Source organism: Campylobacter concisus (genome assembly GCF_002912895.1).
In the GTDB taxonomy this organism is placed as follows: Bacteria; Campylobacterota; Campylobacteria; order Campylobacterales; family Campylobacteraceae; genus Campylobacter_A; species Campylobacter_A concisus_G.
The window spans coordinates 1-18834 of record NZ_POZX01000023.1; the positions used below are offsets into that span (position 1 = coordinate 1).

The 18834-nt window shown below is 37.2% G+C and carries 22 protein-coding genes and 1 other RNA gene; 5 read left to right on the top strand and 18 right to left on the bottom strand.

From position 1 onward, the window contains the following. Nucleotides 1–260: 260 nt before the first annotated feature. The 14 genes from CYP51_RS02760 to CYP51_RS02825 all read right to left on the bottom strand — a co-directional run bounded on the left by CYP51_RS02760 (nucleotide 261) and on the right by CYP51_RS02825 (nucleotide 11740). The gene (locus tag CYP51_RS02760) at nucleotides 261–1316 is read right to left on the bottom strand and encodes a glycoside hydrolase family 3 N-terminal domain-containing protein (protein ID WP_103624285.1); all 1056 of its coding nucleotides are present in this window, start codon (nucleotides 1314–1316) and stop codon (nucleotides 261–263) included. Beyond that, nucleotides 1313–2203 carry an NAD(P)H-dependent glycerol-3-phosphate dehydrogenase gene (locus tag CYP51_RS02765; protein ID WP_103624286.1) on the bottom strand — a complete coding sequence of 297 codons (891 nt, stop codon included), beginning with the start codon at nucleotides 2201–2203 and terminating at the stop codon, nucleotides 1313–1315. The genes CYP51_RS02760 and CYP51_RS02765 overlap by 4 nt, the downstream gene beginning before the upstream one ends. A 13-nt stretch (nucleotides 2204–2216) precedes the next feature. Then, entirely contained in the window at nucleotides 2217–3638 is a 1422-nt protein-coding gene (gatB, locus tag CYP51_RS02770; RefSeq protein ID WP_103624287.1) for an Asp-tRNA(Asn)/Glu-tRNA(Gln) amidotransferase subunit GatB, read from the bottom strand. A gap of 164 nt (nucleotides 3639–3802) precedes the next feature. After that, nucleotides 3803–4486 (bottom strand): F0F1 ATP synthase subunit A, encoded by a 684-nt coding sequence (locus CYP51_RS02775; protein ID WP_054196701.1) that lies wholly within the window; start codon nucleotides 4484–4486, stop codon nucleotides 3803–3805. Between the two features lie 65 nt (nucleotides 4487–4551). Continuing rightward, nucleotides 4552–5313, bottom strand: a complete 762-nt coding sequence (locus CYP51_RS02780; protein WP_084041069.1) for a TSUP family transporter — start codon at nucleotides 5311–5313, stop codon at nucleotides 4552–4554. Nucleotides 5314–5467: 154 nt separating this feature from the next. Beyond that, the gene (locus tag CYP51_RS02785; RefSeq protein WP_103624288.1) at nucleotides 5468–6004 is read right to left on the bottom strand and encodes a superoxide dismutase family protein; all 537 of its coding nucleotides are present in this window, start codon (nucleotides 6002–6004) and stop codon (nucleotides 5468–5470) included. Nucleotides 6005–6070: 66 nt separating this feature from the next. Continuing rightward, entirely contained in the window at nucleotides 6071–6838 is a 768-nt protein-coding gene (locus CYP51_RS02790) for a TIGR02757 family protein (protein WP_103624289.1), read from the bottom strand. Further along, entirely contained in the window at nucleotides 6835–8706 is a 1872-nt protein-coding gene (flgK, locus tag CYP51_RS02795; protein ID WP_084107861.1) for a flagellar hook-associated protein FlgK, read from the bottom strand. The genes CYP51_RS02790 and flgK overlap by 4 nt, the downstream gene beginning before the upstream one ends. Nucleotides 8707–8709: 3 nt before the next feature. Beyond that, nucleotides 8710–9141 carry a flagellar export chaperone FlgN gene (flgN, locus tag CYP51_RS02800; protein ID WP_103624290.1) on the bottom strand — a complete coding sequence of 144 codons (432 nt, stop codon included), beginning with the start codon at nucleotides 9139–9141 and terminating at the stop codon, nucleotides 8710–8712. A 13-nt stretch (nucleotides 9142–9154) separates the two neighbouring features. After that, complete coding sequence (locus CYP51_RS02805) at nucleotides 9155–9358, bottom strand: flagellar biosynthesis anti-sigma factor FlgM (protein WP_180997728.1); 204 nt, start codon at nucleotides 9356–9358, stop codon at nucleotides 9155–9157. 58 nt (nucleotides 9359–9416) lie between these two features. Next, nucleotides 9417–9716 (bottom strand): rod-binding protein, encoded by a 300-nt coding sequence (locus CYP51_RS02810; protein WP_103624291.1) that lies wholly within the window; start codon nucleotides 9714–9716, stop codon nucleotides 9417–9419. After that, entirely contained in the window at nucleotides 9716–10768 is a 1053-nt protein-coding gene (locus CYP51_RS02815; protein ID WP_103624292.1) for a flagellar basal body P-ring protein FlgI, read from the bottom strand. Before CYP51_RS02815 ends, CYP51_RS02810 begins: the two co-directional genes overlap by 1 nt. 64 nt (nucleotides 10769–10832) lie before the next feature. Continuing rightward, nucleotides 10833–11399, bottom strand: a complete 567-nt coding sequence (gene rsmD, locus CYP51_RS02820; protein ID WP_103624293.1) for a 16S rRNA (guanine(966)-N(2))-methyltransferase RsmD — start codon at nucleotides 11397–11399, stop codon at nucleotides 10833–10835. Beyond that, a complete protein-coding gene (locus CYP51_RS02825; RefSeq protein WP_103624294.1) occupies nucleotides 11396–11740 on the bottom strand; it encodes an ornithine carbamoyltransferase in 345 nt (114 codons plus the stop codon). The genes rsmD and CYP51_RS02825 overlap by 4 nt, the downstream gene beginning before the upstream one ends. 120 nt (nucleotides 11741–11860) lie before the next feature. Between CYP51_RS02825 and CYP51_RS02830 the strand changes: the two genes are divergently transcribed. The 4 genes from CYP51_RS02830 to CYP51_RS02845 are packed head-to-tail and all read left to right on the top strand — an operon-like array spanning nucleotide 11861 to nucleotide 14620. Then, entirely contained in the window at nucleotides 11861–12256 is a 396-nt protein-coding gene (locus CYP51_RS02830; protein ID WP_054196709.1) for a FlaG family protein, read from the top strand. Between the two features lie 2 nt (nucleotides 12257–12258). Beyond that, nucleotides 12259–14019: a flagellar filament capping protein FliD gene (gene fliD / locus CYP51_RS02835; protein ID WP_103624295.1), complete on the top strand. Its 1761-nt coding sequence runs from the start codon at nucleotides 12259–12261 to the stop codon at nucleotides 14017–14019. 9 nt (nucleotides 14020–14028) lie between these two features. After that, complete coding sequence (gene fliS, locus CYP51_RS02840; protein WP_072594313.1) at nucleotides 14029–14400, top strand: flagellar export chaperone FliS; 372 nt, start codon at nucleotides 14029–14031, stop codon at nucleotides 14398–14400. Beyond that, nucleotides 14393–14620, top strand: coding sequence for a hypothetical protein (locus tag CYP51_RS02845; RefSeq protein WP_054196712.1), 228 nt, complete (start codon nucleotides 14393–14395; stop codon nucleotides 14618–14620). Before fliS ends, CYP51_RS02845 begins: the two co-directional genes overlap by 8 nt. A 14-nt stretch (nucleotides 14621–14634) precedes the next feature. Here the strand turns inward: CYP51_RS02845 and rnpB are convergent. From rnpB to CYP51_RS02865, 4 genes are all read right to left on the bottom strand, one after another. Continuing rightward, nucleotides 14635–14961: RNase P RNA component class A (gene rnpB, locus CYP51_RS02850), an RNA gene on the bottom strand. Between the two features lie 174 nt (nucleotides 14962–15135). Further along, complete coding sequence (locus tag CYP51_RS02855; RefSeq protein WP_103624296.1) at nucleotides 15136–15753, bottom strand: Type 1 glutamine amidotransferase-like domain-containing protein; 618 nt, start codon at nucleotides 15751–15753, stop codon at nucleotides 15136–15138. Between the two features lie 80 nt (nucleotides 15754–15833). Continuing rightward, nucleotides 15834–16958 (bottom strand): tRNA pseudouridine(13) synthase TruD, encoded by a 1125-nt coding sequence (gene truD / locus CYP51_RS02860; RefSeq protein WP_103624297.1) that lies wholly within the window; start codon nucleotides 16956–16958, stop codon nucleotides 15834–15836. After that, nucleotides 16936–17757, bottom strand: a complete 822-nt coding sequence (locus CYP51_RS02865; RefSeq protein WP_103624298.1) for a thiamine-phosphate kinase — start codon at nucleotides 17755–17757, stop codon at nucleotides 16936–16938. The genes truD and CYP51_RS02865 overlap by 23 nt, the downstream gene beginning before the upstream one ends. A 63-nt stretch (nucleotides 17758–17820) precedes the next feature. Between CYP51_RS02865 and CYP51_RS02870 the strand changes: the two genes are divergently transcribed. Continuing rightward, nucleotides 17821–18834, top strand: coding sequence for an HdrB C-terminal domain-containing protein (locus CYP51_RS02870; RefSeq protein WP_103624299.1), 1014 nt, complete (start codon nucleotides 17821–17823; stop codon nucleotides 18832–18834).

The window sequence follows — 18834 nt, forward strand, 5'->3', positions numbered from 1 at the left end:
GTATTAAAATTATTTTTAAGACTTTTTACAATTCTATTCAACTCTATTTTTTTTATTCTTTTATTCAATTCTATACTCCATTTATTGCAATAATCATTTATTAAAGAAGCTACACTAAAATATAGCTTAAAAACATAACTATATAAAAAAATATTTTAATTATTCATATAACCAAAAAAATCGACTTGAAATTTTATACTTTTATCCAGAGAGAAATGAACTTAGCAGAAATCTAATACTCTAAATTTATATTTTCAAATTTAAAGCTTCGCTTTTAGAGCCATTATCCTCTTATATGAAGCGTCTATCCGCTCTTTGCTGATCTTTTTCTCATTTACAGCATCGATTATGATCTGAGTGATCAGATCGGCCGTTCTTTGATTATTTATCTTAAACTCGCTAAAGAGCAAGATGTCGCCACCAGCGTTTATAAATTTCACCACTTTTTGAGCCAAAGCTTCATCGCCAATGCCTTTCATCAGCATATCATCGCTGATAACCACGCCATTAAATTTAAGCTCATTGCGAAGCAGATCGGTTATTATTTTTTTAGAAAGTGTGGCCGGATTGTCCTCGTCGATGCCTTTTACAAAAAGGTGTCCGACCATGATGATCTGCGCTCTACCAGTGCTTATAGCGTCTTTGTATGGCAGCAGCGCGTCTTTACTTAGCGTGACTTCGCTCTTATTTTTATGCGAGTCCTCTTTTGAGCTGCCATGTCCTGGAAAATGCTTAAGTGTCGTTAGAATGCCCTGCTCTTTAAATGCATCCATAAAGGCATCAGCATAGATCACAACCTTGCTTGCATACTCGCTAAACGCCCTTTGTTTAGCGGCGATGATCGGCGAGTTTTCATCGTGCAGATCAACCACTGGGGCGAAATTTAAATTTATGCCACGCTCTTTTAAATTTATAGCCATTTTTGAGTAGAGATCGTATGCGCTTTTGATATCAAGCGTGTTTGCGACCTCGTATGCGCTAGGATACGGGCCCTCAAAGCTCTTATCCTTCATACGGCTTACGTTTCCACCCTCTTCGTCGATAGCGATGAAAATTTTAGGACTTTTCTCTTTGATAGCTTTTATGCTAGCTTTTAACTGGGCTTTATTGGTGACGTTTCTGCCAAGCAGCATCACACCGCCAAACCTCTCATATCCAGCGTCGCTTAGCATCGCACGAAACGCAGCATCCTTTGTACTAGCTCCGTTAAAACCAACCATTATCATCTGCGAGACCTTAGCTCTTAGGCTCACTTCTGCGCCGTTTAGCCCAAGAGCAAAAATAGCCATAAAAAGTATAAATTTAAAAGCTCTCATCTTCTTCCCAAAAGCGATTTAACGCTTTCAAAAACATCTTTGCCATTTAGCATATTTTCAACCTCGCTTGCGATTGGCACATATATGCCCTTTTCTTTGGCGATATTACTAATAGCCCTTGCGGTATCCACACCCTCGGCCACTTCGCCAAGCTCATTTAAAATTTTCTCTAATCTCTCGTGCCTTGCGATGCCTAGACCTACGCGGTAGTTGCGTGAAAGTATCGATGAAGCGGTCAAAAAAAGATCACCTGCGCCGCTTAACCCCATAAATGTCTCATCTTTTGCACCAAAAAATTTGCCAAATCTAGCCATCTCGACAAGCCCACGTGAAATGAGACTTGCTCTTGCGTTGTTACCAAGGCCAAGGCCGTCACAGATGCCGCCAGCTATGGCGATCACGTTTTTATACGCCCCACACACTTCAGCTCCGATCACATCATCTGAGGTGTATGCTTTCATGTAGCTTGGAAAAAATGAAGCAAATTTTAAAGCTAAATTTTCATTTTTAGAATTTACCACCAAAGCGCAAGGCAGCTTTTGCATGATCTCTTTTGCAAAGGTCGGCCCAGAGAGAAAAGCCAAATTTTCACTATCCACAAAATCCTCGTAAATTTCATTTAAAAATTTAAGATTTGCCGTATCTATACCCTTGCTAGCAACTAAGATCTTTTGACCTTTGTTTTTGTAGTTTTGCTTTAGCCATAAATTTGTAGCTTGCGTTGGGATCGTGCAAACTAGGTATTCGCACTCCAAAGCTTCATCCAAGCTTACAAAATTTAGCATCTCTCTTGGCGTTCTTGAGCTGATGACGCACTCGTTATTTTCACTAAATGCGTGAAATAGCGCACTGCCCCACTTGCCAGCTCCGATGACTGCTATGCTCATTTTAGCCCTTTTTTTAGCCTATTTTGGCCTTTAAAAGCTCATTGACCTTACCTGGGTTAAAGGCACCCTTGCCCTCTTTCATCACCTGACCAACAAAGAAGCCAAACATCTTATCTTTGCCGTTTTTGTACTCTTCGACCTTGTCGGCGTTTGCAGCTAAAATTTGATCTATGATCGCGATAATCGCTGAGTCGTCGCTCACTTGCTTTAAGCCAAGTTTTTCGATGACACTATCAACGTCCGCATCATTTTCCATTAGGTAGTCTAGAACCTCTTTTGCAGCCTTGCCACTTATCGTGCCATCTTCTATGCGTTTTAGTAAATTTATCATTTTAGCACTATTAACTGGGCTTGTCTCGATCGTTACGCCGTTATTTAAGCGACCAAGAAGCTCGACTATGAGCCATGTAGTAGCAAGCTTTGGCTGAATTCCAGCAGCGATCAGCTCTTCAAAATATCTAGCCATCTCAACACTTTGGGTTAAATTTAGCGCATCACTCTCTTTTACGCCTAGCTCGCTAACATATCTTGCGACCTTTTGCTCGGCAAGCTCTGGAATTTTTATCGCTTCGTTATACATCTGCTCTGACACTTCAACAGGTAGCAAGTCAGGATCAGGAAAGTATCTATACTCCGCACTATCCTCTTTGCCACGCATCGATCTTGTCACCAAATTTGTCGTGTCAAACAGCCTCGTCTCTTGATAGACTTCTTGGTCGTATTTGCCATCTTCCCAAGCTGCACTTTGGCGCTCCACCTCGTAATCGATCGCTTTTTGAATAAATTTAAATGAGTTTAGGTTTTTTATCTCAACTCTTGTGTAAAGCTTAGTGTCGCCTTTTGGACGGATAGAGACATTTGCGTCGCAGCGAAAGCTACCCTCTTGCATATTCGCATCACTTATATTTAAAAAGCGAAGGATCGAGTGTAGTTTTTTAAGATAAGCCACCGCCTCATCACTGCTTCTAAGATCTGGCTCACTAACTATCTCAAGAAGTGGCGTGCCGGCTCTGTTTAGATCAACCAGACTCTCGGTTTCTTCATGGATGTTCTTTCCAGCGTCCTCTTCAAGGTGTGCTCTTGTTACACCGATGCGTTTTTTAGTACCATTTACGTCGATTATTAGCTCGCCACCTTCTACGATAGGGATCTCAAACTGGGAAATTTGATATGCCTTTGGAAGATCCGGATAGAAGTAGTTTTTTCTATTAAAGACTGATTTTTTATTGATCTTAGCGTTTATCGCTGTGCCAAAGCTAATTGCTTTTTTGACTGCCTCTTTGTTTAGCACAGGTAGCGCTCCAGGCAAAGCTAAGCAGGTCGGACAAACGTGAGTATTTGCCTCGTCGCCAAAGCTAGTCGAGCAAGAGCAGAAAATTTTAGTTTTTGTATTAAGCTGAGTGTGAACTTCTAAACCAATAACGACTTCAAACATATTTTTACCTTTAAATTTATACAAATTTTTAAGGCGTATTTTAGCGATACTTTCTTTTAAAATATCTAAAAATGAGCGTTTTGAATGGAAAAATAAAGAATGTGATTTAAAAATTTAAATAGTTTTAAAAAGGAAAAAGCCATATAAAAATATGGCTTTAAATTTTAATGCTCGTGCTCACTAATAGCGACTGCACCAGCTAGATAAACGTAAGTTAGCATCATGAAGATAAATGTTTGCAAAACAGCCATAAGTGTTAGAAGTGCAAAGGCTGGAAGTGGAGCAAACCAAGGTGCAAGTGTAAGCATTGCTAGCAAGAACAAATCATCTCCCTTGATATTGCCAAAAAGACGAAATGATAGCGAAACTACACGTGAAAGATGTGAGATGACTTCAACTGGAAACATAATCGGAGCTAGAAATTTGTTTGGCCCCATAAAGTGTCCAAAGTACTTGAAAAATCCATTTTCTCTAATACCCTCAAAGTTGTAATAAACAAATACAACTAAAGCCAAAACTAGAGTTAAATTTAGACTTGATGTTGGTGACTCAAATCCAGGAATAATACCTACAACATTTGAAAAAAATACGATAAAACCGATAGTTGCAACAAGTGGAAGATATTTCCTAGCTAGTTTTTCACTGCCTAAAGTATCTCTTCCCATCGATATAACGCCCTCCAAATAAGCTTCAACTATATTTTGAAGACCTCTTGGTACAAGCTGCATCTTACTCCTTGCTATATAAGCAACTATGATAACAATCAAAGCTACAAGCAGAAAGTGAAACGCATATATAAAGGCGTGGGAGCTATTTAGGAAATTTGAAAATAGAAACAAATCTTTCATTAATTTACCTTGGATTTAGAATTTTGCGTGATTGTAACAAAATTATTGTTAAAACATTTTTAATTTTAAACTCTGAAATAATCGAAAATCAATTTACAAATAGTCACTGCAACTACCACTAGAAACATTGTTCTAATAAATTTTACCTCTTTTTTAATGACAAGATTTGATCCAAAATATGCGCCTAAAATTTGACCAACTGCCATCAAAAGTCCAACAGCCCAAAGCATCTGTCCGCCAGCTATAAAAATGCCAAGAGCAACGATATTGCTAGTAAAATTTAAGAGTTTCGTATGAGCGACAGCTTTTTTTAAATTTAGCCCAATTAGTGCCACTATCGCAAATGTCCAAAAAGAGCCTGTTCCTGGACCAAAAAAACCATCATAAAAGCCAAGTATCAGCCCAAAAACTACATAAAATAGCTTCTCATTCATCTTTGCAGCTCTATCATTTTCGCCGACTTTTGGCATAAAAAGCGTGTAGATAAAAATAGCAATCAGTAAAAATGGGATAATTATCTTTAAAAAATTTGTATTTAAAAATAGGATAACCACCGCTCCGATGATAGCTCCAATGAAAGTAAAAACGATACCTACAAAGCACTCTTTATAATTAATTAATCCCCGTTTTGTGAAATTTAGAGTCGCTGTAAAGCTACCAAAAACTCCTTGGAGCTTATTTGTACCAAGTGCAAGGTGTGGCGGCACGCCCATCGCCATAATAGCTGGAAGCGTTATAAGCCCACCTCCACCAGCGATAGAATCGATAAAACCACCTAAAAACGCAGCTACAAAAAAAACGACATAGCTAAGTAGATCAAATTCCATTTTTTGCTCTTTTGATAATTGAAATAAAAGCAGATTGTAATTTATTTGTACTTATCTTTTTGTAAAATTTTTATATTTGAAATGAGAGATTTTTAAAATTTATAAATTTTAACGAGCCTTTAGATCTAGCTCAAAGACTCGTTTATTAAAGTGATTACTTAATAACGCCACAAAGCATTCTAGCACCGCCACCGCCAAGTGCTTTTGGGTTGTCGCTGTGATTATCACCACCAACATGAACCATTAATGAGTGACCTTTTAGCTCGTCAAGACTTTTTATCTTTGGGGCTAGCACTGGATAGTTAGCATTACCCTCAGCATCTACGTAAAGTGCTGGCAAATCACCTTTGTGACCTTTATCATCCCAAGCAAAAGAGTGCATTTTTGTGCCAGCTGGATCCCAGTGACCGCCTGCTTTCATACCAAGGCCTTTTTCAGTCGCACCACAGTTAGCATTTTCATGGATGTGAAAGCCGTGTAGTCCTGCAGTAAGTCCTTTTAAATTTGGAAAAAATGCAACGCCGTAATTTGTCTTAACAACTACTACTTCGCCGACACTCTTATCGCCCTTCTCGCTTAGCTCATTAACAGGTATAACTAGATGCTCTCCAGCTTTTGCATCAAAGTGATGACCTTCGTGAGCAAAAAGCAAAGTTCCCAAAACTGCACTTAGTAAAACGATTTTTTTCATACAAGCTCCTTATGGATAAAATTGTATGGCAAGTCTACCCTAAATTTAAAAATTTAGCAATAATTTTTATTGATTAAGATTTTTTATGATAGTTTCTAGCTCTTTGCTCTGCCCTATTCTATAAAGTGCAAAGTCGTATTTTATCGGGTCTAGCTCGTCAAATTCTCTAAGTTTTTTTGTAAGATCCATGACTGCTTTGAAATCGTAGCTCTTTCTGTTTATAAGTCCTAAATTTAAAGAAACTCTATGTGTATGAACATCAAGCGGCATCAAAAGCTTATCTTTTGGCAAATTTTTAAATAGTCCAAGGTCAATATCGCTATCTCTAACCATCCAGCGAAGATACATATTATAGCGTTTATATGGGCTTTGTGGCTCTTTATCAAAACTCTTACCAAAGAAAAACTCATATCCGTCCGAGCGGTAAGAATTTAGCTTGTATATAAATTTGATAAGTTCATTTATGCCATCTATCATCTCGCCATTTTTTGCTAGACCTTGGCGTAAAATTTTCTCTATGTCACCCTCTTTTTTAAGGCGTGAGAGAGTAATAAAAATTTCTCTTACATCATTTTCATTTTGAAAGCGGTATTTGAAACTTGAAAGATTTTTCTTGATATTTTGCTCACTCTCATCAAGCAAACCAAATTCAAGCGAATTTAGAAATTTCACTATCATTTTTGCGTTGCCATAAGCAAATAACGCACAAATGAGCGCTATGTTTGGCTCTTTAAATTTAGTGGCTACTTGAAGTGGATCTGGGGCTTCAAACAGCCCCAAATTTGTATTTTTGCTAAGTACGTGTGAGTCTAAAAGGCTTTTTAGATCGCTCATTGTTTTAATGAAAGAAGGGTATCTAGCATTTGATCAACGGTTGTGATGATCTTTGCTGCTGCGCCGTAGCTAGCTTGAAAACGGATCAAGTTTGTAAGCTCTTCGTTGGTATCTACGCCACTTGTTGATTGAAATTCCTCTTCAGCTGTCTTTTGTAAAGATGTATTTGTATCGTGGATCGTATTATTTGCCTCTGTATCACTCGCCATGTCAGTCGTAAGATAGCGGTAATATCCCTCGATCGTCTCATCTCTATCAAGCGCTATGCCACTTGAGTAAAAGGTCTGCTTTTGATACTGAAGCTGGATCATCTTATTAGCAACTTCATTATTTCCGATAACTGGCTTTGAGTAGGCTCTAAGCTTTGTGTGGTCTTGGGTAAAATTTTGATTTATGCCGATACTATTTGAGTCAGTACCTGAAAAAAATCTATTTATGCCAACAGCGCCTGGAAAATTTGTACCGTGATCGACTATCGATATGCTATAAAGCCCTTGAGCTTGTTTTGGAATGAGAGAAAATGTGCCTTTTTTAGTATTTTTATCATAAAAATATGACGCCTCAAAAAAGTCATCAACGTCATTTAACATATTATTATCTTTATTGTCATCTGAGTTTGAGTTAAAGTCTTTGACGATAGAGTTGCCATATCTTGTATCATTCATTGTCGTCGTACCATTTACATTTATAGTTTTTCTGGCCACGACATTGCCTTTGTTATCATAAACAATAGCTTCAAAACTTCCGTTTCTTATACTATTATCATGATTCATCAACGTTTTATCGCCTTCTAAATAACTTATCGGATCTGAGTTAGAAATTTCAACTGCAGACTCAGCATAGATATTATTTGTGCTTGTTATCAAGGTTTTACTAAATGTATTTAGATTATCAATGTATTTTTGGATCGTTCCGTCACTAAATTTATCATTATCTGGCTCGTAGTTTCGACCCCTAAGATCAAGTGCAGCACCGATTTTACCACCTGTGATCTTTTCTTCCATTGGGATTCTTCTACCATCTTCTCTTTCATAATAAATTTTTGTATATCGTCCACTTTCAGTTGAACTCATAGAAATTTCATGAAAATTTACACCATCAACGATACTTACGCCACCAATGTTTAGATTGTAGTATTTTCCTTGATCTGTTATTCCTGTATCTACCCTAGAATTGCTCTTTAGATCGCTTTTATAAACTGCTGTATTTACCAGCTTTGACATAGCAAGCTCAAGCTCATCACGTTTATCACGAAGATCATTTGCATTTATTTTTATACCAGCGTCCGCGCCTGATTCTATTCTTTGGATTTGCTTATTAATATTTGCTATTTGCCTGCCTAGCGAATTTATCTCATTTATATTTATTTTTATTGTTTCATCAATCTTTTCATGCATATCATAAAGCATCTTTGATGAGCGGTTGATACTTGCAGTCAATACACTTGCTTTATTTATCAAATTTACTTTCTGAGCACCTGCATTAGGGTTTGAAGCAAAGTTATTCCATGCGGAAAAATACTCCTGAATATCTTTCACCATTCCATTATCTTTTAGATCAGGAAAATATTTTGTAGCTTCTTGCAAAATTCTTTGTTTATAGGCTGTATTTTCTAAATTTGACGATGAGTATTTTAGTCTTGAGTAGGCAAACTCATCATGAAGCCTTGTTATAGTATCTACTTGCGTGCCTGTACCAACTCCGCCAGGTACTGTATTCATCGCTGGAGATGCGGATTGGACAACACGCTGCCTTGTATAGTAGTTGCTATCAGCGTTTGCGATATTATTTCCGGTTGTACTTATTTGAAGCTGGGCTGCATTTAGTCCTGAAACACCCGTGCCTAATGACATAAAGATATTAGCCATTTTTTAAACCCTTGATTTATAAAAATTATTATCTATGCTGTTTCCATCTTGGCCGTATTCACTTGCTTTAGTACCAAAAATTTTTTCATTAAGTGAGTCAAAAAATTCTTTAACAGCAACAACATGTCTTGCATATTCTTTATTAATTTTATGTAAATTTTCAAGCTTTGAACGCATAAGCACAAGCTTTGACTTCACTTCATCGTCTAAAACACTAGCAAGTGTAGTCGTACCGCTCTCTTTTGATACCTTTAAAAGCTCTTTATCTAGTGCTCTTTTGGTATCTTCAAATGCACGAACTAAGGCATTTTTTTTCTTTACACTCTCATCAACGCTTGAGTGCTTAGCCTCTTTTATATTTGCGATATCTTGTATAGTTAAATTTATAAGCTCATCAAGCTCGCCTATAGCCTCGTCCAAAAGCTTTTTTATCATTTAAATTCCTTAATTACAGCAACGCATCAGCCACAGCCCTAGCCGTTTTTGAGATATCAACTTGATAAGTTCCATTTGCTATGGCATCAGCTATCTCTTTTAGCTTTGCGTTTTCGTTTGTTCTTACTTCTTTACTCTGAGTTTCGACCTTGGTATCGCCATTTTTATTTAGCGTGTTTGCCTGAAAATTTAGTCTTTGATTCAAAGGTGTTATCATATTCATACCTCTTAAAATAAAATGTTTATATCACTACATCGGCAGAATATAAATTTACTTAAGAGTCTCTCTTTAAAAAATCGTACAAAAGTTCTGAAAAACCAAGATTTCCGCTCAGTGCCTTACTCATTGCATCGTTATACATTGATCTATAGATATCGCTACCAGTAGCCTTTGGATATAGCGAGTTGTGCTCATCTTCTTTTAAAGCAATATCAAGCACAGCCTTTACCATATATGCCTCAAATGCATCAGTTTGCTCTTTTAAAAGTGCATCTTGTTTAGCATTTGCATTTTTTATCTTATTTGCCGAAATTTCATTGTATGAATTTAGTGCTAATGTGTTGTCTATTTGCATTATATGATCTCCAAATCAACTTGTATCGCACCAACTCGCTTTAAATTTTCAAGTATTGATATGATATCGCTTGGTGTTGCCCCAAGCTTATTTAAAGCTCTTGTGACATTTGCAACGGTAGTTTTTTCGCCTGAAATTTTAAGTAAATTTTGACTAGGTGCGACAGATGTATCGCTTCCTATATTTACATCGTTTTGCGCTGCTTCATCGTAGCTATTTGGCTCTATTTTTATTGTGATTGCACCATGCGTTAAGACAACTGGACTAACCACAGCATTTATACCACTTACTATTGTGCCAGTTCTTTCGTCAACCACTATCTTTTCATCTGGCTTGTACTCTACATCAAGATCAAGCACAGCACTTGCAAGCTCGATAATACTAACATCATCTGGCTTCTTAATAATAACCGTTCTTGGATCGATCGCCTTTGCAACATCATCAGAAATATTTGCATTTATGGCATTTTGGATATCAAGAGCGATTTTAAAATTTGTATCTTTTAGACTTAGTCTTATAGTGTCTTGATTATAAATGTCATAAGTTACTTCTCTCTCAACCAAAGCTCCATTTAGGATAGAACCGACGGTTGGGTGATTTCCACCTGATCTACCCATGCTTTTACCACCGATGCTTAAAGCGCCCTGAGCCAAAGCATAAATATCACCATCAACGCCTTTTAATGGCGTCATGAGAAGCGTACCACCTTGCAAGCTCTTAGCGTCACCAATAGATGAGATCACGACATCAAGCTTGTCGCCATGCCTTGCAAATGCAGGAAGCTTGGCTGTTACCATAACAGCAGCTGCATTTTTGGACTTGATATCATCTGGATTTATTTTTACGTTTACACCTTGGAGCATGTTTGATAGAGACTGTATCGTAAATTTCGACGTTGAGCCATCACCTGTGCCGTTTAGTCCGACAACTAGACCATAGCCTATTAGCTGGTTATCTCTTACGCCAACGATGTTTGCAAGATCTTTTATCTGCGTAGCAAAAGCTGAAGTAGCTATCACTGAAGCTGCTACAAAAGATAAAAATTTTTTCATATTTTTTCCTAAAATTTAGCTATTTTAGGTTTTTAAAGCAAAAGATGTTCCAAATTTTTATAAATTATTGGAAATAAGAGAGCGAAGTAGCTCCAAATTTTTTAAATTTTACGAGCTTGTATGTAGAAATTTCATCACTAAATTTAAAGTCGCTGTTGTGCTCAAAAACTATCATGTAAATTTTTTCTTTTTTTAACTGTGAGATTAAATTTACAAGCTTGATGTAGATATCATCAAAGCCAGCTCTTATGTCAAATGGCGGATCCAGATAGAGCAACACCTTGCCACTTTGAGAATTTACAAGATCAGGCAAAAGAACAAAAGTATCACCATTTATCGCTTTTAAATTTGAGCACTCTAGGCTTGCAATGTTGCTTTGCGTGATCTTAAAAGCGGCTCTATCTTTTTCGATAGCGATAGCCTTACGTACTCCATTGCTAACGGCCTCACATGCCATCACGCCGCTTCCACCAAAGCCCTCTATAAATACAAGTGAGTAAATTTCATCTCTAATGACGTTAAAAAAGGACTCCTTTACGATACTTTTTGTGCTTCTAGTCGTGCTTAGACTTGGTAGCTCAAGCCTTTTGCCTTTAAATTTACCACTTGAGATTTTGGTATAGAGCTTCACTGATTTACCCTTAAAATTTCTAGCAGATCGGCTTTAAATTTATCTATCAAAAGTGAAATTTTCTCTTCTAAGCCTTTTTCATTTTTAGTTTCATTTAGCTCATTTGCTTTTGAAATTTGCATAGCTGAGTAAAATTCTTCAAGCGTATCAAGAAGTGCCATTTTGGTAAAAGGATGAGAAAGATGAGCATTTTTTCCTATTATAAATAGTGGTTTTTTTGTCGCAATCTCGCGGTCGCTCACTACAAAATCACAATCCTTATGATGAGCAGCCAAATTTCCACAAAAAAGCAGCAGTGTCTTTTGAAGTAAAATACACTCGCACTCAAATGAAATTTTCATATCTCTTCCTATAAATTTTTGCTCGATTTTAGCCTAAATAATCAAAAATTTATATAAACACTAAAGGATTTTAAAATTTTACCGATGTAGAAGCTAACGTAAGTTTTAAGGAGTAAAACTATGGAAATCTTTAAGGTAGCAGCAAATCAGGTGCTAGATACGAGCATGAGCACATCTGCTCAGCGTCAAATAGACAGCAGACCTATTGAGCATTCTGATGTTAAATTAAGTGCTGATAAAAACAATGAAACAAAAGACATTAACGAGCTAGACGGACTTAGCAACGAAGAGCTTGCCAAAAGAACAAGAGAGGTCACTGACAGACTAAACTATCAAATGCAGCAGCTCGATACTAATGTAAGATTTGCTTACAATGAGAAGCTAAATTTAATGGTTGTGCAAGTAAAAGATGCTAAAACTGGCGAAGAGATAACACAACTTCCAAGCAAAGAAGCTATAAGAATAAGCGAGTATTTTAAAGAAAGTATCGGAATACTTTTTGACAAGGAGAGTTAAAAATGGCAGTAGGTAACGTAACAAATTTAGGCATCGGTACAAAAAATAGCGGACTAAATGATGATCTTATCAAGAAATTAAAAGAAGCAGATGAAGCAGGACAGATCAAGCCTTTAACAAAAAGGCTAGAAAGAAATGATCTAAAGCAAAAAGACCTTGCAGCGCTAAAAACTCTAGTTAGCAACGTAAACGTAAGTGGCAAAACACTTGGCGGAGAGGCACTTTATCTAAAAAGAACTACAAATAACGCTGGTAAAAGTGTAACAGCCTCAGCGGCAAATGGCGTTAGCGTGCAAAATTTTAGTATCGATGTGCAAAAACTTGCTCAAAAAGATACATTTCAAAGCTCAAATTTCAAAAACGCTTCAAGCTTAGTAGGTGCGACAAATAACGGCTCTTTTGACGTTGAAATCGATGGACAAAAATTTTCTATTAGCGTAACTAGATCAACCACATATCAAGATATTGTAGACAAGATAAATGATATCAGTGGCGGTAAATTACAAGCTAGAATTTTAAATGTTGGCGGAGATAAGCCAAATCAAATCATGCTTCAATCAGGCAACACTGGTGCAACGCAGACTATTAAATTTTCAAATGATACGGCTGGTGTTTTAGATAAGCTGGGCTGGGATAGTACGCAGTTTCAAGATAAAGATGCAAATGGCACTCTACTAACAAATCCTGATGGCACACCAAAGATGACATCAAATTTTGAAAAGAATAGAATTTTGAAAGCACAAGATGCGGAATTTACATATAACGGAGTAAATGTAAAAAGAAGCAAAAATACCTTCAACGACTTAAGGCCAGGAATTTCTATTACATTAAATGAAACCGGCAAAACAAACGTAAGTGTCTCTCAAGATACAAAAGAGGTAATAAAAGCGGTTGAAGAATTTATCAAAGACTACAACCTAATGACTATGAACCTTGGCATAGCTACAAAATATGACGAGGAAAAAGGAGCTGGCACTTTCCAAGGCGTTAGCGAAATTTCAAGTTTAAGATCAAACATTGGCCGTCTTGTAAATGGACAAGATAGCGAAGGCAAAGCATTAAGTAAATATGGCATAGTGCCTGATAAAGACGGTCAGCTTCAGCTTGATCTAAATAAATTTAACGCAGCACTTAGCAAAGATCCTGAAGAGATTCAGAAATTTTTCATGGGATCAAGCAAGATCGAGCCAATAAGCTATATGGGAGCATCGACTGTTAGCACTGGAGCACTAGACATAAAAGCTGGTGATCTTACGATAAACGGCAAGTCAGTTACATTTTCAACTACTGCTACTGCCACAGCTGAAGAGAATGCACTAAAACTTCAACAAGCCATAAATGACGCTGGCATAACTGGAGTTACAGCCAGTCTTGATAACAGTGGCAAAAGAATCGTCTTAAAAAGAAGCGATGGCGAAAATATCGAGGTAAAAGGTAAAAATTCAGCCTTAACAGCTCTAGGTATGAATGAAGCTACCATAAATCCAGTAACCAAAAAGACAGATGGGCTATTTACAAAGCTAGCTAAAATGCTTGATGGTGTCGTTGGTAAAAAAGGCACAATGATCGCTATGCAAAATCAGCTAAAAGACGAAAACGAGTCGATCACAAAAAATAAAGAGAGCACACAAAAGCTTTTAGATGAGAAATATACAACAATGCAAGAGCGCTTTATCAAGTATAACGCTATCATCGCGAGTTTAGAAAATCAGTTCTCAACACTAAAATCAATGATCGATGCAGAGATAAATAGCAGAAAATAAGAGAGAAAGATGAATCAAAGTGCATATAGTGCATACGCACAGTCTAGTTTTGGGGGCATTGAGTCCCCAACTAAATTAATAGAGATGCTTTATGACGGAATTTTAAAATTTATATTTCGTACCAAAAAGGCGATAGAAGCTGGGGATATAGAGAAAAAAGTTTATTATATTAATAGGACAAACGCTATTTTTGTTGAGCTTTTAAATTCGCTTGATTATTCTCAAGGTGATGTAGCTCACTATCTTAGCGGCCTTTATACAAGACAGATGCAGCTTCTTGCTATGGCAAATATTCAAAACGATGTCGCAGCTTTAAATGAAGTAACCAATGTCGTAAAGCAACTATCAGAAGCATGGAGAGAGGTAACTTCAGGTGAATAGTTGGATCAACGAATTTAAATTAGCATTGATAAATGAAGACACAGGTAAGATAGCTGCATTGTCACAAAATTTTAGTGAGGATATGTTTACAAGCCTAGCTCTAGCACAAGAAGCACAAGCACTAATTGGCGGCGCAATAGAGCTTTTAAAAAGCAAGTCTTCACATATTCAAAATGAGCTTATAAAACTACAAAAAGCTCAAAAATACGTAACAAACTAATCTGTTTTTATAATTTTAAAGGCACGGCGTTAAGCCGAGTTCTGTCTTGAGCGATCATTTATCTACACTTGCTTTTACAAACAAACTCTAGCGAAGGGTTTTAATATAAGACCAAAACCATCCCTTCTTGCTGCAGGTTGGGTTTATATGGCCACGCAAGTTACCAAGCGTGCCGGTGGGCTCTTACTCCACCGTTTCACCTTTACCGCCAAAGCGGAAGTTTACTTTCTGTTACACTATCCCTTAGGTTTCCCTAGCCATCCGTTAGATGGAACCTTGTCTTATCGCAGCTCGGACTTTCCTCTTTTGCATGGTGCAAAAGCGACCGCTTACCGTGCCAGGATAAAATTATAGCGGTTTTGGCTTAAATTTCTGGCTTTAAACTTCAAACTTTACGTTTTAATTATTTTGTTTATTTATAAGGCAGATTTACAGACAAAAAGTGATTTTTTATGGAAAATGCTTTTAGTAAATATTTGGCGTATGTTTTATCGAAGATCACATAAATTTTTATCTCAAAGTGCGATAAATTCTGCATTATTTATAGGACGCAAATCACAAGAATTGCCAAATTTTTCCATTACTTCGCGTGTAGCTTCCACAAAAGGCTCACAACCAAAGTGTGGCACTACGAAAAAATCCACTAAATTTAAGCCTATAAAATCACTCACGTTTACGCTATTTTCATCCATAAACGTAGCATATCTCGTATCTGGTGCCGCTACGACCGCACCTGCTGACTCACCAATATAAATTTTGCCTGCTTGAACTGCATCTTTGATGGCTTGTGCAGCATGCGACTTTCGTAACTCATTAAGCAAATAAAATGTATTTCCACCGCTTATATAAATGATATCGCACTCATTGATGGTAGTCAAAATATCATTTGCAACAAAAAGCTCGTCGCATTCAGAAATTTGTGCAGCCAAATCTTGAGTGCAAGAAAGATCAATACGAGTCAGTTTTGCACCAAAATTTTCTAAAATTTCTACCGCTTCACCTACATAAAAATTTACTTCTTCAAATTTTGCTGCCGTGTCGATAAAAGCAACTTTCTTGCCACTAAATTTTACCAGTTCATTGATCTTGCTTGCAATCTCCGCAAAATAAGAACAAAGAAAAATATTTTTCATTTTTAAAGCCTTTTAAAATTTAAATGCCTCTAGATGCATTATGTTACCAAAATAGGCACATAAAACAACAAAGAGCCATCTTAATCAAAGATATTTTTGTGCAAAATTTCCTCTAGCACCACGGTTGCGTAGCTTCCTTTTTGTAGTGTAAAATTCATCGTAAAGTGTGCCTTTTCTTCATTATACCTATAAGCAGTGTCTTCCAGATAAGACCACGCAAAACGCCTTGAGCCAGTCATTTTAGCCTTAAATTCATTTGCCTGAGCAAAAATTTCATTTTCTACTGTTTTTGCCGCGCCCTGCGCCTCGTACGCCTTAGCGCCTGCTATCAGCCCGCAGCTGGTGATATCTCTCGCGTCAAAGCGCACGCCCTCCGCATCCAAATCCTCGCACAAAAAACATTTACCGTGCGGGTAGTGTACCAAAACTTCGCCATCTATCAGCTTAAAAAATCTCTTTTGCGATTTTAAATTTTTCAAAATCGCGCCGTCAAGATACGGGTAAATTTGAGCTAGCTCGCCTAGGCTAAAATCCTGTGCAAATCTCGAAATTTCCACGCGTTTGCTAAGCCAGCGGTTAAAAAGATCACTTTGATATGCCGAGATCAAAAAGTCGTTTAGCTTTGGATTTTTGCTCTTTTTGCCATTTATTGTGCCATTTTTAAGTAGCTCAAGCCCAGTCTCAGCATTATCTCCAAATTTACCAAAACGCTGATAGCCAAAGTAGTTTGCATAGCCCATTTTATCGATACTAGCAAATGCCTGCTCCAGCTTTTTAGCGCTACTTGGCAGCACCTTTTTTAGGCGGATGAAAAAGCTATTACCCTTTAGATGTCCGATGCGAAGCTTGTTTTTATGGACGTTTAAATTTAAAATTTTCATCTTTTCATGGCTAAAGTTTGCAAGTGCGCTCTCAAATTTACGAGGCATCGAGATAAACTGCGTCGTCATGCCCTGTTTGTCCTTTAGCCCAGCATAGCCAAAGTCGCGCATCTTTGCCCCTGTAACCTCGCTTAAAGCATGCAAAGCGTCGCTTGTCGTCATATCTTTTTTAGAAATTTCAATGATCAAGTGCTCGCCGTCGCCACTAAATTCGTAAAGCGGTATCTCGCGCACGACAAAATCATCTGAATTTTTAGAAAAATATGCCTCGATGGGCGCATGAGTGAGCGCATAGAGTGGCTTAAAAGTGGTGGCTTCTTGCATTTTGTCTTAACCTTTTGTGTGAAATTTTGGCAAAAATCGTGATCTTTGTCCTAGTTTTATCGGCGATCCTTTTAATAGCACTTAAATTTTTAGGGCTAAAGGTAAATAAAACCTCATACTCTTCGCCGCTACTAAGCTCAAATTTGCTTAGCTTTTTTGTAAATTTAGCTCCCTTTTTACTAGCCTTTAAAAGCTTGCCAAGGTCGGTATTTAGCCCGTCTGAGATATCCATGGCAGAATTTATAAGATGAGTTGCTTTGTAAAAAAATTTATCTCTTAAAACAGGCTTTTTAAAGCGTGAGTTTTTTGAAATTTGAGCCAGTCTTAGAAGTGAGTTTAGCCCCTTTTGACTGCCTCCAAGCTTGCCAGTAAATGCAACAAAATCGCCAAATTTAGCATTTCTTCTAAGCACAGCCCTGCCCCTTAGCTCGCCGATCACGCTAACGCTTATGTTTAAAATGGGGCTACTTATCGTGTCGCCGCCTATTATCTTTACGCCAAACTCCTCACACGCCCTATTTATGCCGCTGCTTAGCTCACTGATCTGCCGAGGTGTGAAGCTCTTTGGCAGGCTAAGGCCAAGAAGGGTAAATTTTGGCTTTGCATTCATCACGACCGTGTCTGAGAAATTTACGATCATCGCCTTGTAGCCGATCTCTTCAAGGCTTAACCAGCCAAGCTTAAAGTGCGAATTTTGCGCAAGTATATCCTTGCTAAAGACCATTTTGCCAGCCACTGCCGCATCATCGCCGATATATGCGTTACTAAAGCATGCAATCGTGAAATTTTCTTTATCCATTGCGCTATTATAATGAAACTCCTTTTAAATTTAGGATAAAATAAGCCCAAAAAAAGGATGAAAATGCAAAGAGTTGAGATTTTTAGATTTGACGCAAAAAGAGATGTTTTGGCATATTTTAAGCCCTATTTTTTAGAGATTTCAGACTTTGCAAACTTAAACGAGCTTTTTGCCCACGTAAAGAGCATAGACCCCTACTTTAGCCCTTTTGAAGGCTTTGTCAAGGTAAATGACGTCGTAGTTAGCACCGCCCAACCACTTGCAAATTTAGCTCAAAAATTTGGCAGCGAGCTTTGTATCGCCCCGCTTGATGAAAAAAGAGCGGTTTTAGATCTTGAGATAAACGATGATGACTTTTGGGAGAAATTTAAGCCATTTGATAAATTTTGCGATCAAGCAGACAAAGAATTTTATGCAAGTTTAAAGCCATATTTTTATGCTGATTTTGTGAGAAAATACGAGCCAAATTTTATAGGTGCAGCTGCTATCACACTGGCTCATCATCTTTATAAAAAAGAAAAAAATGATGAGATCATGAGGCTTATCAACAATGCAAATGGTATTTTGATAGCTTGCAAGATTGATGATTTTATCTTTAGCGGAAGCGAAATTTATACCGAAGCGATTAGGTTTTTTAAAGAAATTTTAGGAATAAAAGAGGATGAAACCTCAAAAAATGAGCTTGAAAAGATAAAAAACTTGGATAAATTTAAAGAGTTTAAAATAGCCGTAAGCGATAAAATCCCTGTAAATTTAGATAAATTTAGAGCAAATTTTATAAATCTAAATATCAAAATTCCTTGTGGATTTGAACTTTTAAAAGTAAACGAAAAGCTTGCATTTGCATTTGCAAGTAAGACCATTTTTAATGCGTTTGATAGTGGGGCTGATTTTTTACTAGCTAGCAATGAGGCTGAGTTTTATATGTTTGACACGCTTTCAAAAAAGCTTGAAAAATTTGCAAACAGAAGTTTGCAGGATTTTTATGTTTTAAGAGTTAGCGAACTGATCGAGCTTGAAAATGGCAAAATTCCAGCAAGCCTAAAAGAGCATACGCTAAAAGTAAATCTAGTCTAA